Genomic DNA, 14,582 nt, shown 5'->3' on the forward strand with positions numbered 1-14,582 from the left:
AGCCAGAATTATGAAAATAAATTTTAAGTCATTTTCTCATTTTTTTACTTTAACCATAGGAAGTGCTTTTTCTTTAGTTATAAATATTTTAGCATTATTAGTTTTTTCTAGAATATATTCTAAAGAACAATTTGGCGATTATGCAATTTTAATTTCTGTTGTTAGTATTCTATCTATTTTGGGTACATTCAGACTAGAACATTTAATTGTTTTACAAAAAACAAGTATAGAAGCTGCCTATCTGTCTCGCGTTTGTATAAGAATAATTAAATTCTTTTCTTTAATAACTTTATTTTTATCTCTGTTATTTTTTGTTTTATCAATTCCTTTTTTTAACCAACATCCATTTATGTGGTTGCTATTACCAGTATCTATATTTTCCTTATCACATATTATGATTTTTTTGTCATGGAATAATAAAATAAAAAATTACAAGCTAATTTCTAATTATAAAATACTTCAATCATTAATTGTTACTATTTCAGGTGTTTTGTTAGGTTTTTTTTTCAACGATTTTGGTCTTGTGTTTTCTTACGTTTTTGGGTTAATAGTATCTTTCTTATTTTTTAATATTAATTATAAAAAAGCTACTCGTAAATTTTATTTTAATTCTATAAATAATACTGATGTTAAAAATGTTTTTAAAGAGAATAAAGTGTATGTAAAAAACTCATTTGGTTTAGAATTTTTTAATACTATAAGTAAATATATACCTAATTTTATTTTAAATGCATATTATGGAAGTGCAATTGTTGGAGTCTATGACATGGCTCTAAAGATATTGCACATTCCAAAAAATATTATTAGTACAAATATTGGAGAATTATATTATCAAAAAGCATCTGTTTTCTATCATAAATCACCAAAGAAGTTCTCGAACTTATCCATTAAAACTTTTTTCATATTGTTTGCCTTTAGTGTTGTTTGTTATTTGCCTTTTATTCTTTTTGGTGAAGATTTGTTTGTTTTTGCTCTTGGTGTTAAATGGACAATGTCCGGTAAATTAAGTGAAATTATCGCTTTTTGGATATTGTTACTTTTTATTACTTCACCAGTGTCTTATATTTTTTACATTAAAAAGAAACTATCAAGATTATTTTTATTTATTTTTATCTCTTTTTTATGGAAAACTTTAATTCTATATTATTTAGCAATGAATTATCCTCAAGTAAAAGCTATTTTTAATTATACCTATATATGTGTTTGTTTGGAACTAATTTTGATTTTTTTGATTTTAAAACAAATGAAACTTCACAAAAAATTAACCTAAAATATATAGTAATCTTTTGATATCTAATAGCATTTATAAATTCTTATTAAAATTTGCTAAACATTTTAAGAAGTTTGTAATGATTTATGAGGTTTTTTAATTTCTTATACCCCTATTTATAGAACTAACCTTAGCAGATAGAGTTTACAATTTTCGTTCCTAAAAAATAGAGTATATTTTTTACTTAAATCAATTATGATTGGCTATAACTCTAAAGCTGATATTAAAAAGAAACTTCAAAGGCACATATAAAAGCTATCCATATCAATTTTGATGCTATTGTAATTAATAATAATGGAGTAATTTCAATTACTTCACTTTTAGTAATAAAACAATATATTTGACAACCTTAACGTTTTAAAATTTATTAAACTTATACTATGAAATTTTTAAAAAATGTGTTTCCCCTATTATGCACTATTTTATTTTTTTCTTGTTCTCAAACCTTAGATTTCGATCAATTAGACGGTTATACTATAAAACCTACCATTTCGACATCACTTACGTTTTTTACAATAGATGCAGCTAGTTTTGCCACAGCAGTAGGTGTCCCAATAATTACAGAGATTTCTGAAAAATCTGATTTTAAACTTTTTGAGAATAGTTTTATCAAACAAAATTTGATACAATTAGATTTTGATATAGAAGTTAGAAATGAGTTTAATAGAGATTTTACTATTGAAATTTTACTTTTAGATGAAGATGATACTATAATTTACACATTCAATGCATTTCTGGGTCTAAAAGTAGCGGCAAACAATCTAAATTTCAAGCATAAGGAAGTTATAGACATTGAGGCAAATCAAAATGTTAAGAATTTTACAAGAGTAGAAATTAAGTTAAGTTTAGACGATAAGTTTACACCTTTAGATATATTAGATGTAGGTAGAATTAAATTCAAATCGGCAGCAACAATTTATTTAGAAGCTCCTTTGTAATATGAGAAAAATAGGATTAATTTTATTTTTAGGAAGTATGTTCAATGTTTTTTCTCAGAACAAACAAGTTTTATACGATTTTGCAGGTTTACCACAAACATTGCTCCTAAATCCAGGTTTAGAAACCAATTACAAATATCATGTTGGTCTGCCTTTACTATCTGGTTTTTCATTAGAATTTGGTACTACGGGTTTTGCAGTTTCAGATATTTTCGCAGTAGATAATAGAACCATCACAGATAAAATTAACACCGCTTTACAAAATATAGATTCTAGAGATTATCTAAAAATTTATTCTCAAATAGAAGTTTTTAGTGTTGGGTATCGGTTTGATGAAAAAACCTATCTAAGTTTAGGGTTTTATCATGAAGTGGATGGTATTAGTTATTTGCCTAAAGATATAATTACCCTTGCAAATGAAGGAAATACTACATATTTGAATAAAAATTTTAGTCTTTCTCAATTATTGTATAAGGTAGATGTATTAGGGGTAATCCACGCAGGAATCACAAGGAAAGTAAACGAGAAATTGACAATTGGTGGTCGTTTTAAAATTTATTCATCTGCTTTAAACTTAGAATCTACAAACAATTCAGGAACTTTTACAACGAATCTAGGAGATAATAATACCTACATTCATCATTTAGATGATATAAATGTAGATTTTAAAACTTCTGGTCTAATCGAGAATAATGAGTATATAAATGATCCAAGTATTTTTTTAAAAAATACTTTTTTAGGAGGAAATCTAGGGTTAGGTATAGATTTTGGACTTACTTATAGCATATCACCACAATTACAGTTTTCGGGAAGTTTGTTAGATATTGGTTTTGTAAATCATAAAAAGAACATTAAAAATACAATAACAGAAGGTAGTTTTACTTTTGAAGGAATAGAGTTTGAGTATGATGCCAATAATAGTAGTTATTGGGAAGAATTAGATGCAGCTTTTAAAGAACAATTACCAACCATAGAAAATCAAGAATCTTATATTTCTTGGAGGCCTGCAAAATTAAATGCAGCAATAAAATATAGCTTTGGTAATAAAAGAAGCAAATACTGTTATGATAGTACTTATAAAGATTTTTATACAGATGCTTTCGGTGCTCAATTATATTCTGTATTTAGACCCTTGAGACAGCAATTTGCAATTACTGGGTTTTATGAAAAGTCTTTTTCTAATAAATTACATGCAAAACTTACCTATACGATTGATGATTATTCATACTATAATCTTGGAGTAGGAGTTTCTGCTCAAATTTGGAAAATTAATTTTTACGGAATTCTTGATAATATTATGGAAATGTCTGATATTTCGTCATCGAATAACGTTTCTTTACAATTCGGTTTTAACCTATTATTTAATTAAAATGAAAAATACACTAATAACGATATTTTTAATAGCCTCTAACTTTCTTGCATTCGGACAAGAAAAAAAAGTAAACAATTACAAATATATAATTGTACCAGAGCGATTTAGTTTCCTTAAAAAGAACGACCAATACAAGACAAGTTCACTCACAAAATTCTTACTTAAAAAGAATGGTTTTACGGTGATTTTAGATTCAGAAGAGTACCCATTAGAGCTTAAAATCGATCCTTGTAAAGCGTTAAAAGTAAATGTAGTTGATAAGTCATCAATGTTTAAAACAAAGCTGATTATAGAATTAAATAATTGTTTTGATAATGTGGTTTATTCTTCTAAAGAAGGAGGAAGTAGGCATAAAGAATACAAGAAAAGCTTTCAAGAAGCAATTAGAAATGCGCATGAAAGCATGATTGATCTTAAATACGAAGCACTTACTAATGAAGCGGTAGTTAAACAAGAAAAGGTTATTAGCTCCCCTATTATGAGTAAGGAAGTAGTCGCAATAAAAAATACAGCAGTTCTAGTACCATCAAAACAAAAGGAAGTGAAACCTTCTGTAAGTAAGGATTTAAAATCATCGAATACTTTATATGCTCAACCAACTAAAAGTGGTTTTCAATTAATAAACTTAAAACCAGAGGTTGTTTTTTTAATTTTGAATACAAATCTTCAAGACGTATTTATTATTAGAGACAAAAATGGTTTACTTTATAAAAAAGGTACAAATTGGGTTGCTGAATTTTATGAAAATGATAAGTTGGTTAAGAAAAAATATCAAATTAAATTTTAATAATCATATCTATTTTTCCATCTATTTTTTAAAATTTCTCTAAATTGATTTTCTCTTTGGTTTTGTCCAGGTTCATATAGTTTTGTTCCAGAAATCTCTTTAGGCAAAAATTCTTGAGCTATAAAATTGTTTGGGTAGTTATGAGAATATTGATATTCTTTACCATAATCTAGATCTTTCATTAACTTTGTTGGTGCATTCCTTAGGTTTAACGGTACAGATAAATCTCCGGTTTGTCTTACTAATTTTTGAGCTTCTCCGATAGCTAAGTAAGAAGCATTACTTTTTGTTGAGTTTGCTAAATAGACAGCACATTGGCTTAATATTATTCTAGATTCTGGGTATCCTATAATAGAAACTGCCTGAAATGTGTTATTTGCTAAAATTAAAGCAGTTGGGTTTGCGTTACCAACATCTTCAGAAGCTAAAATTAACATCCTTCTTGCTATAAACTTTACATCCTCACCACCTTCAATCATTCTTGCTAGCCAATAAACAGCAGCATTTGGGTCGCTTCCGCGAATAGATTTTATAAATGCCGAAACAATATCATAATGTTGTTCACCGGTCTTATCATATCTAGCGGTATTTTTCTGTATTTTAGATAAGACCAACTCGTTTGTAATTGTAATTTCATCATCAACAGAAACTAATAATTCAAATATATTTAATAGTTTCCTTGCATCTCCTCCAGAAACTTGTAATAAAGCATCTGTTTCTTTTAAAATGATTTTTTTTGTAGAAAGAAATTCATCTTTTTCCATTGCTCTGTGCAACAGCGCAACTAAGTCTTCTTTGTCAAAAGAATTCAAAATATAAACCTGACAACGAGAAAGTAGGGCAGGAATCACTTCGAAACTTGGGTTTTCTGTGGTTGCACCAATTAAGGTAACCCAACCTTTTTCTACAGCACCTAATAATGAATCTTGCTGAGATTTACTGAAACGATGAATTTCATCAATAAATAAAATAGGATTTTTTGCAGTAAATAATCCACCACTTTTTTTTGCTTTTTCAATAACTTCTCTCACATCTTTTACACCAGAACTTATAGCACTTAAGGTGTAAAATGGTCTTTTAGAAACGGTTGCTATAATATTAGCTAGCGTGGTTTTACCAATTCCAGGAGGTCCCCAAAGAATTAAAGACGGTATAATTCCTTGTTTTATTAAATTAGTTAGAACACCATTTTTGCCAACCAAATGTTGCTGACTAATATAATCTTCTAGTGTTTTAGGTCTAATTCTTTCTGCCAAAGGTTCATTCATTGTGCAAAAATAGCAAAGTTTTATGACAGAAGTAGTCATTTTTTAATTTGGTAGCATATTTGTTATTTTTACAACTATGAAAGATGAAAGTCAATTAAAAATATCAAAATCTGTATTTTTCATACCAATACTATATGTCTTTGGTATTTGGTTTATTTATTGGGTTGAAATTTATTTCAACTTCAATTTTAATAAATATGGTGTTCTTCCAAGAGATTTGATGGGGTTAAGAGGGGTTGTATTAAGTCATTTTATACATAGCGATGCAAACCATCTTTTTAGTAATTCTGTTCCGCTATTTGTTTTATTGTTAAGTATCTTTTATTTTTATAAAGACATTGCTTACAAAGTTTTAATCTTTGGTGGAATTTTATCTGGGTTTTTAACTTGGGTTATTGCCAGAGAATCTTATCATATTGGGGCAAGTGGTATTGTTTACCTACTTTTTAGTTTTGTTTTTTTTAGTGGAATTATAAGGAAACATTACAGGTTGGTAGCACTTTCGCTAATTATTATATTTCTTTATGGAAGTATGATTTGGTATGTTTTGCCAATTAAAGATGGCATGTCTTGGGAAGGACATGCGTCTGGTTTTATGATAGGATTATTATTTGCTATTTTCTACAGAAATAAAGGAATAATCAAAGAAGAGCATCAATTTGAAGAAACAGCATTTGATCTTTTGTTTGATGAAAATGGAGAATATGCTCCACCAAAAATAGAGGAGGAGCTAGGTGAAGAAATAAAATAGAGTGTTGCTATTTAGTAACAGGCATTCTTTGTCTTACAGTTTCATATAAGAAAGCTCCACAGGCAACAGATACGTTTAGGGAAGCTATTTCACCTAATAAAGGTAATTTGGCTTTATAATCTACCATTTTAAGGATAGAAGGGTTTACACCTCTATGCTCAGAACCCATAACAATAGCAATTGGTTGGTTTAGGTTAATTTCATATATAGAGTCGTCGGTCTTTTCTGTTGCAGCAACTGTTTTAATTTCTGCGGCTTGAAGTATAAATAAAGCATCTTTAATATGGTCTACTTTACAAATTGGTATTTTAAAAGCTGCACCAGCCGAAGTTTTTATCGTTTCTGCGTTTACAGGAGCACTTCCGTCTTTCTGAATAATAATACCATTAACTCCAGTACACTCTGCAGTTCTTATAATTGCGCCAAAGTTTCTAACATCAGAAAGTTGATCTAACAATAGAAAAAGTGGAGTAGTACCACTTTCTAATGTTTTCTCAATTAACACTTCTAAGTCTTGAAACTCTACAGGAGATATTTGTGCAACAGCACCTTGGTGGTTACCGTTTTTAGACAAACGATTTAACTTTTCTACGGGTACCATGCTTGTAGAAAGTTTCTTTTCTTTGATTAAGTTATTTAATTCAAAAAAAAGATTTCCTCTCAATTCTTTTTGTAAATATACTTTGTTAATTGTTGAACCACTTTCAATTGCTTCAATAATAGCTCTTATTCCGAAGATGGTTGTTGTCTCTTTTGTTTCTGTTGTCATAATGCAAATTTAAACGAAAAAACCCAAAAGATATTAATCTTTTGGGTTTTTAAATACTCAATTTATTATCTAATAATTAATCTTTAACAAGAGTCATTGTTTGATTTGAAAAGATTGGTGCAACAGTATAGCTTAAGGTAATTGTACCTGTTGTCTCATCTACAGTTCCTGAACCTCCAGATGTATAACCTGCAAAATTATTTGTTATATATGTACCTGTAACTCCAATTTTACCACAAATATCTGATATGTAAAACTCATAAGCGGTACCTAAGTAATTATCACGTGAAACAGTGTATACACCAGGACCATCTTCTGTTATTGTTACATTACGTTTACTACCATCTGAAAAAGTGTAGTTACCCGCCAATGATGAAGGGCATATTGCTTGTAATGTAACAACCGTTTTATTACTATCAGAAACAGTTTGCGTAGAAGAATCTATCTGTATAACAGCTGTTAATGGATTTGCTGAATCTAATTCAGCAGAATTTACCATAATCTTAGCCACTGCAGTTTGTGAACCAGCAGGAATCGTAAAAGTAGTTTGTTCTATTGAAAATTCTTTTCCTTCTGTCGCTGTAGAAGATGCAGTATCTACAGAGATAGTTATTGTTACATCTTCATTTAATGGAGTACCATCTGCCCCCTTATATTCAATAGGTACTTCGTATTCATAAACAATACCTGTACCGTCTTGTAGAAAATTATTTGTAACTTCTTTCTTTGAAAATTGGGTTACTATTGGTCCTTTACCAAAGTCAACCGCTTCTTCATCTAAACATGATGTAACTGTAAAAGCTACTAACATCATTAGAATTAATTTATTTATCGTTTTTTTCATTTTTGTATATTTTAAAATTAAGCATTTGAATTATTTCCAAAAAGGATTTGAAGTAAATGCATCTGTTCTCGTTTGAGCAGGAACATTTTCTGAATTTCTACCAACTTCAGAAGAAGGGTATAAAAGTCTTACAGGTCTTACGCCGTCAGAATCAGAAGGAATTGGTAAACTTGAAGGGAAACCCGTTCTTGTCAACTCAACCCAAGATTCAATGGCATTTGTTCCGTTAGAAGCAATCCATTTTTGTGTAATAATAGCTTCAATTTTATCAGGTGAACTAGCCCATCCCATATTTGGTAAAGCTTGACCATAATAAGTTTGTGCTTCATTAACGGCATCAGGTACACCTAAATATGTAAATGATTCTTCAATTGCAGATTCATACATTGCTTGAGCACCAGCATCACCACCAGAAATATAACCTCTTACCATAGCTTCAGCTTGTAACAATAAGCTTTCAGATAACATAAAAATTGGTTGATCTTGAGTAGAGCTTTTTAATAATCCTGGACCTATGTGTGATAAATCATCAGAAGTAAAGCCAGTACCAGGTAGAATTGTTGTTTGCTCAACACCTTTATAACCTCCATCTTCTGCTTCAGAATACAATCTCAAATATCTTTTATCATTAGTCCCTATTAAATAATCTATAGCATAATCAGAAGCTACAGTAAAATCATTAGCATCTGTAATCTCACCAGCAACATCTTTACCATAAGCTGCAAATAAAGGATTCTGCTTATCTTGAACATCAAGATACCCAGGGTTTGTGTTTACATCACTAGCAATATAACCAGCACCATTAGCATTAATTTTAGCAACTTCACCAATAATATATGCGTCTTGCCCAGTATTACTTAATCTTACAAGCATTCTAAGTTTAATTGTATTAGCAAATTGTGCCCAATTTGTCATATCACCTCCAAAAATGATATCAGCATCCGAAGGGTTTTCATATATAGTTCCTGCTAAACTTAAAGCTTTAATAGACGTTGCTGTTAATTGGTCTATAATAGATTTGTAAACTGTTTCTGCATCATCATATTTTGGAGTAGTATTTTCTCCTCTTAATCCTGCTTCAGTGTAAGGAACGTCTCCATAAATATCTAATAAATATTGATATTGAAAAGACTTCAACGTTTGAGCAATTACCTTGTAAGCACTATAGTCTATAACTCCATCTTCATATTCTGCTATGTAATTCAAATTTTTGAATATTTGATTAAAAGACGTTTCAAAAATAGTAGTATAAAAACCTGCAGTAACATTGTATCTTAATAAATCTTCTTGTGCAGACCAATTTGAAGGTACAGAGTAATTATAAACCATAAAGTTCCCCAAGTAGTTCATCGATGTAGCATTTAATGCTGCATGATAAGTTTGCGCTACAGGTAATGTTAAGCTGGGCTTTGAAATCGTAGGATTATCAGGACTTTCATTTACGTCTAAAAAGTCATCACAACCTAGTGTTATTATCGAAATAGATAATAATAGAAAAATTTTGATTTTATTTATTGTTTTCATTATTTTATTTTTTAAAATTTAACATTTAATGTTAACCCAAATTGTCTTGTAGGTGGTGTTTGAGCCTGAGTTCCAATACCAATAGCGTTACCTTCGGTGAAATTAAATTCAGGATCTGTATAAACATTAGAATCTGGACGGAATGTAAATAAATTTCTACCGTAAGCTCCTATAGATAAATCACTAACTCCAATAGCATCTATTACATCTTTATTAAAACTATATGATAATAACACTTCTCTTATTTTAATAATAGATGCATCAGTTACATAGTTAGATTTAACGTTATTATAAGCACTCCAAAATGCATTACCTCCATTTGAAGTTAATCTATTTGTGTTTTCTACAAAACCAGTACCTCCATCAGAGTATACAGAGTTAGGAAATACAAAAGGTTGTCTTCCAGAAGTTGCACTATGTTGTGTAAGTCCTGTAAATTCTAAAGCATCTACTATACCGTTAAAAAATACTGCCCCAGTTCTATAATCCATTACAGCATAAAAAGTAAAGTTTTTATATTTTAAAGTAGTATTAAAACCCATTGTTGCAGTAGGACTAGTTTGACCTTGGTCTACATTTCCTGCGGCTTGTATAGGGTCTCCGTTAGCACCAACAACAACTCTACCTTGAGAATCTCTTTCATAATCAGTTGTGCTAATCATTGGGTATGGTGAACCAACTCTAGCAATAATTTGTGCATCTGCAAAACCACCTAAATCTACTTTATCTACACCATCTTTTAAAGAAATTACTTCTGATTTATATCCAGAATAGTTAAGACCTAAGTCCCAAGTAAAGTCTTCACTTCTTATTAAAGTACCACTTAAATCTACCTCTATACCTAAATTTTGAATTTCTCCAATATTAGTATATAGTCTTGTTGCACCGGATGCAGTAGAAATGTTTACTGGTGCTAATTGATCTGTTGAATTTGTTTTATAACCAGTAATGTTAGCATTTACTCTATTCTTGAATAAACGGAAGTCTAGTCCTGCTTCAAGAGAGGTTGTAAATTCTGGATTTAACTCAGGATCAGCAACTGTAGACGATTGAGATAAACCAACAGTATTACCGTAAGGGTAATTATCTGGCACAAAAAAGATATTATTAGCTGCATAAGCTGCAGGGTCATTACCTGTTTTTGTAATATTAAAACTAGCCTTTAAAAAGCTTAAACCATTATCTGAAGTTATTGCAGGAAAAGCTTCTGAAGCTACAAATGACACACCAGCACCAGGATAGAAATATGAATTATTATCAGTTGGTAGCGTAGAAGTAAAATCGTTACGACCAGTAAGGTTTAAGAATAAAAAATCTTTAAATCCTAGTGTTACATCAGCATAAACCGCCATCTTTCTTAATTGAGAATAAGATTCATCACCAACTAATTCACCAGATCTTGTAGATACATTATAGAAATCTGGAATAAATAAATTTGTACCAGAAACATTTATTTCTTTACCTGAAGTCATTCTCATATTATGCCCCACAGTTGCATTAATATTAAAATCTGTACTTACATCTTTTTGATAATTTACAATAAAATCAGTATTTATTCTTGTAGATGTACTTAATCCATCAGCATTACTAGGTCCATAAGGATCCATGTTAGCGTATGCGTCACCAAGTTTAAAAGCATAATTAAATCCTCCAAATTCTCTTGTAGTTTCGTTAGTTCCAGAAGTGTAACCTGCTCTTAAAGTTGCTTTTAAATTATCTGTAAACTTATACTCTGCATCAGCAATAAGAGTAAACTCTGTATAATCAGCATAATTTCTTTGAGTATCAATTATAAAGTATGGGTTTTCATAAAATCTAAAGTACGAAACTTCATTTCTTGTAAACTCACCATCTCTCCAGTTTTTCATTTCGCTTAATGGAATATGAAGTGGTGTGTTAAGCACGTTCCAGTATACAGGTCTTCCTTGTCTACCCCCACTACCAACAGTGTTACTGTGAGATCTGTAGAAAGAAAAGTTCCCTCCAACTTTTAAATTCCCCATTTGCTTGCTAGATTTTAATCTAAAGTTAGTTCTATTGAACTTGTCTTTAGGTACAATCCCAGAAACGTTAGTTTGATCAAGAGACATTAGAAAATCACCAGTTTCATCACCAGCACTTAAACTAACACCATGTCTTGTAGTAACTCCAGTATCAAAGAAGTTTTTGTTTCTATCTTTAATAGGAGAAAATGGAACTTGCCAAACCCTACCATCATCATAAGTTTCACTAGCATCAACTAATCTTCCATCAAAACGTGGCCCCCAGTTTACGTTTTCAAGTGGGTAAAGTGTTCCGTCAGGGAAACCACCAGCACCAAACTCTTGTTGAAATTCTGGTAAGTATGCCACAGACTCCATTTGTAATGTAGAAGTGTATGTTACACTAAGTTTACCTTTACCTTTTTTTGTAGTGATTACCAAAACACCGTTTCCTGCATCCGAACCATATAGAGCAGAAGCATTTGCACCTTTTAAAACAGTAATATTTTGAATATCATCAGGACTAATTCTGTCAATAGCATTTCTTGATGACGGGTAACCATCAATTACAATTAATGCTTGGTTATTTCCCAATAACGATCTATTACCTCTTAAAACAACTCTAGTAGAAGGGTTAACTCCATTGTTAATTGTGTTAATTTGAAGTCCAGAAACTTTACCTACCATAGCTGTAGCAACATTTACAGCTTTTGTTTTTGTTAAATCATCTGATTGTACTGTTTGTACAGAATACGATAACTCTTTTGGTTTTCTTTTAATACCTAAAGCAGTAACAACTATCTCGTTTAAAACATTCTCTCCTTGTTTCAAAGTTACGTTTACAGTAGAAGAGCTTCCTACAGTTTTTTTAACTGGACTATAGCCTAAATAACTAAAGATGATTACATCACCTTCTTTTGCTCTAATAGAGTACTTCCCATTAAAATCAGTTTGAGTACCTGTACTGGTTCCTTGTATTAAAATACTAGCACCTGGTAATGGCCCTAATTCTTCTGAAACAGTACCCGAAACCGTTTTTTCTTGTGCAAAGGTAATTTGCACGACTAACGCTAGTAATAGCGTTAAAAATCCATTAAACTTTGTTTTCATTGTATAATTATTTGAATTAATTAGTTCCAAAAGTCTTAAATAAAACTTAAATAAACAATTTTTTAACATTAAATTTTAATATAATCTATATGTATTCTAAGTTATCTTAAGATTAAAAGTGTGTTTTCCAGTTAATAAATATTTTAAAGTCTTTGAAATCAGTCTTTTTAGTTTTATTTTATCCAATGGATGCCTTAATATTTATTTGTGAATCCTTTGTGTTAAATAAATAACCCATACCTAATCCTAAAAGATTCTTTTGTATACTCTCAGTTTTATACTAGCAATATATGTAATGGAGTATAAATATGAATTTTCTGATGTAAGGTACCTGTATTCGATGTTTTGCACAATAAATTTCTTAACAAAGATACTTTGTTCATTAAATCCCCTCATGAAGCTCTTTCCTTCAACTCGAAATAATTCGTTTTTAAAATAGTTTACAGAATTTAATAGGCCTATTTTGTTTTTTAAGTAGATGCTATTTCTTTTATTTAAATTGACTAAATAAGAAATTGTTGATTCTAGTTTAATTTACAAGAATAATTTTAATGTTTATATGAAATTGAATGAAATGTTTATAATCGATGAATGAAATAGTTAGTAAATCATTAACTCTATATTTAGCTAAATTTTAAGTTTTATTTTTTTATTAATAGTTTTGTTTAAAAAGCTTCTAAGCTATTGCTAAGTCTCTTTTGTCTACATTTAGCTATGAGTTTTATACACATATCTTTTTTTGGTTTGTATTTGTAAAACTTTTTTTTTGATAATCTGTAGTAATTCATAAAATAATATTATCTCTGTTTTTTTTGTAAGTATAATATATTTGCAGTCTTGCTAAGTTTTTTTTCTATGCTAAATCTTATCTCTTTAAAATGTAGTTTTTTTTCATGGTCTATATTAAAAAAACACCTCAATGAAATTTTTCATTGAGGTGTTTAAAATGTTATTTAGTTACTCTATTTTAGTGAAATGGTAATACTTCGGTAGAGGTTTTGTTTGCAACTAGAATAGCAGTTAAATCTATTGCTGTTGTGGCAACATTTAAACCTTTAACATAAGTAATAGTATCTAAGTAAGCGCTTACAGCACTAATAAAAGTAGGTATTGCTGCTACTGTACTGGGGCTCCCTCAGATACATTTTTCATTTTGTAATATTTCATTTTCGTTGATAGCCAACTTAACTCCCATATCTACAAATCTAAGACCTTCTGCAATAAATACTTCTTGTCTAGTTCTGTATAAAAGTTCTAATGCAGCTCTCCTAAAGTCATTGCATCAATAGCTGCTTGTGTTAAAGAGGTGCCGGAAACAGCAGGAACACCAACGTTTTCAGTTTGTCTGTTTAATACGAGTCCGCTTCTTCCATTTACAACAATCGTTTATTTATTTGGTCTTGATCCTTCATCACGGTGAGTTCTATCTTATACTTTATCGTCAAAATCTCGAACTTCTCTAGTGGAAATTACTGCGAGCAAACTTTCAAGATTTGTTTGTGCTCCAGCAGGGTTGTTGCTTGATAAGTTTGCTTCAGCCATTATTAAATATGCTTCTTCTACTTTTAAATAATGCATAGAAGGGTCTTTTTCCACTGTTAAGAATGAATATTTAGGACCTAAAAAATCCAATGTAGGCAAAGGTTGAAAATTATCAAAAGTTGCTTTCTGTAACAACGCAGATTCCATTGTGTTAGGGGAGTCGTTTAATTGATCAAATTGAGCAAATCTTGTAGTAGTAGCGCTTAGGTTTATTGCTTTCTGCGCAAATGATACAGCTTCCGTTTTATTCCCTAATAGATAATGTGCTCTAGCTTGCGCTAAATGATATTCTGGTTTTGGAAATTTAGCAATTGCAGCCTGAAAAGAAGTAACCGCACTTTGTAAATTATTAGCAGAACTTACAGGAACCCCTATAGTTTCTTGTGGTAATACAGAATAGTACATTCCAGATAACAATCTAGAGA

11 protein-coding genes are annotated in these 14,582 nt (G+C 30.1%); 5 read left to right on the plus strand and 6 right to left on the minus strand.

Annotated features, from left to right (window positions below; all coding sequences use genetic code 11):
• Positions 1-10: 10 nt before the first annotated feature.
• From CW731_RS14675 to CW731_RS14690, 4 genes are all read left to right on the plus strand, one after another.
• The gene (locus CW731_RS14675) at positions 11-1,270 is read left to right on the plus strand and encodes a lipopolysaccharide biosynthesis protein (protein ID WP_100947433.1); all 1,260 of its coding nucleotides are present in this window, start codon (positions 11-13) and stop codon (positions 1,268-1,270) included.
• Positions 1,271-1,650: 380 nt separating this feature from the next.
• Positions 1,651-2,208 carry a hypothetical protein gene (locus CW731_RS14680; protein ID WP_100947434.1) on the plus strand — a complete coding sequence of 186 codons (558 nt, stop codon included), beginning with the start codon at positions 1,651-1,653 and terminating at the stop codon, positions 2,206-2,208.
• A gap of 1 nt (position 2,209) precedes the next feature.
• The gene (locus CW731_RS14685) at positions 2,210-3,577 is read left to right on the plus strand and encodes a DUF5723 family protein (protein ID WP_100947435.1); all 1,368 of its coding nucleotides are present in this window, start codon (positions 2,210-2,212) and stop codon (positions 3,575-3,577) included.
• A 1-nt stretch (position 3,578) separates the two neighbouring features.
• A complete protein-coding gene (locus tag CW731_RS14690) occupies positions 3,579-4,367 on the plus strand; it encodes a hypothetical protein (protein ID WP_100947436.1) in 789 nt (262 codons plus the stop codon).
• On the opposite strand, the gene CW731_RS14695 is transcribed toward CW731_RS14690, so the two are convergent.
• Positions 4,364-5,635, minus strand: a complete 1,272-nt coding sequence (locus CW731_RS14695) for a replication-associated recombination protein A (RefSeq protein WP_100947437.1) — start codon at positions 5,633-5,635, stop codon at positions 4,364-4,366. The genes CW731_RS14690 and CW731_RS14695 overlap by 4 nt on opposite strands.
• Before the next feature lie 76 nt (positions 5,636-5,711).
• On the opposite strand from CW731_RS14695, the gene CW731_RS14700 reads away from it, so the two are divergent.
• Positions 5,712-6,386, plus strand: coding sequence for a rhomboid family intramembrane serine protease (locus CW731_RS14700; RefSeq protein ID WP_100947438.1), 675 nt, complete (start codon positions 5,712-5,714; stop codon positions 6,384-6,386).
• 7 nt (positions 6,387-6,393) lie between these two features.
• Here the strand turns inward: CW731_RS14700 and rlmB are convergent, their stop codons facing one another.
• The 5 genes from rlmB to CW731_RS14725 all read right to left on the minus strand — a co-directional run bounded on the left by rlmB (position 6,394) and on the right by CW731_RS14725 (position 14,562).
• Positions 6,394-7,155 (minus strand): 23S rRNA (guanosine(2251)-2'-O)-methyltransferase RlmB, encoded by a 762-nt coding sequence (gene rlmB, locus CW731_RS14705; protein WP_100947439.1) that lies wholly within the window; start codon positions 7,153-7,155, stop codon positions 6,394-6,396.
• 76 nt (positions 7,156-7,231) lie between these two features.
• Complete coding sequence (locus CW731_RS14710) at positions 7,232-7,999, minus strand: hypothetical protein (protein ID WP_100947440.1); 768 nt, start codon at positions 7,997-7,999, stop codon at positions 7,232-7,234.
• A 30-nt stretch (positions 8,000-8,029) separates the two neighbouring features.
• Positions 8,030-9,523 (minus strand): SusD/RagB family nutrient-binding outer membrane lipoprotein, encoded by a 1,494-nt coding sequence (locus CW731_RS14715; protein ID WP_100947441.1) that lies wholly within the window; start codon positions 9,521-9,523, stop codon positions 8,030-8,032.
• Positions 9,524-9,534: 11 nt separating this feature from the next.
• Positions 9,535-12,615 (minus strand): SusC/RagA family TonB-linked outer membrane protein, encoded by a 3,081-nt coding sequence (locus tag CW731_RS14720; RefSeq protein ID WP_100947732.1) that lies wholly within the window; start codon positions 12,613-12,615, stop codon positions 9,535-9,537.
• 1,428 nt (positions 12,616-14,043) lie between these two features.
• Positions 14,044-14,562 (minus strand): tetratricopeptide repeat protein, encoded by a 519-nt coding sequence (locus CW731_RS14725; RefSeq protein ID WP_100947442.1) that lies wholly within the window; start codon positions 14,560-14,562, stop codon positions 14,044-14,046.
• Positions 14,563-14,582: the final 20 nt, after the last annotated feature.

The organism is Polaribacter sp. ALD11, from assembly GCF_002831685.1.
In the GTDB taxonomy this organism is placed as follows: domain Bacteria; phylum Bacteroidota; class Bacteroidia; order Flavobacteriales; family Flavobacteriaceae; genus Polaribacter.

Bases quoted from the DNA above. Each gene is read 5' to 3' on its own strand.
- CW731_RS14715 (WP_100947441.1), bottom strand. From the start codon at position 9,523: ATGAAAACAATAAATAAAATCAAAATTTTTCTATTATTATCTATTTCG.
- rlmB (WP_100947439.1), bottom strand. From the start codon at position 7,155: ATGACAACAGAAACAAAAGAGACAACAACCATCTTCGGAATAAGAGCT.
- CW731_RS14710 (WP_100947440.1), bottom strand. From the start codon at position 7,999: ATGAAAAAAACGATAAATAAATTAATTCTAATGATGTTAGTAGCTTTT.
- CW731_RS14695 (WP_100947437.1), bottom strand. From the start codon at position 5,635: ATGAATGAACCTTTGGCAGAAAGAATTAGACCTAAAACACTAGAAGAT.
- CW731_RS14720 (WP_100947732.1), bottom strand. From the start codon at position 12,615: ATGAAAACAAAGTTTAATGGATTTTTAACGCTATTACTAGCGTTAGTC.
- CW731_RS14725 (WP_100947442.1), bottom strand. From the start codon at position 14,562: ATGTACTATTCTGTATTACCACAAGAAACTATAGGGGTTCCTGTAAGT.
- CW731_RS14690 (WP_100947436.1), top strand. From the start codon at position 3,579: ATGAAAAATACACTAATAACGATATTTTTAATAGCCTCTAACTTTCTT.
- CW731_RS14685 (WP_100947435.1), top strand. From the start codon at position 2,210: ATGAGAAAAATAGGATTAATTTTATTTTTAGGAAGTATGTTCAATGTT.
- CW731_RS14675 (WP_100947433.1), top strand. From the start codon at position 11: ATGAAAATAAATTTTAAGTCATTTTCTCATTTTTTTACTTTAACCATA.
- CW731_RS14700 (WP_100947438.1), top strand. From the start codon at position 5,712: ATGAAAGATGAAAGTCAATTAAAAATATCAAAATCTGTATTTTTCATA.
- CW731_RS14680 (WP_100947434.1), top strand. From the start codon at position 1,651: ATGAAATTTTTAAAAAATGTGTTTCCCCTATTATGCACTATTTTATTT.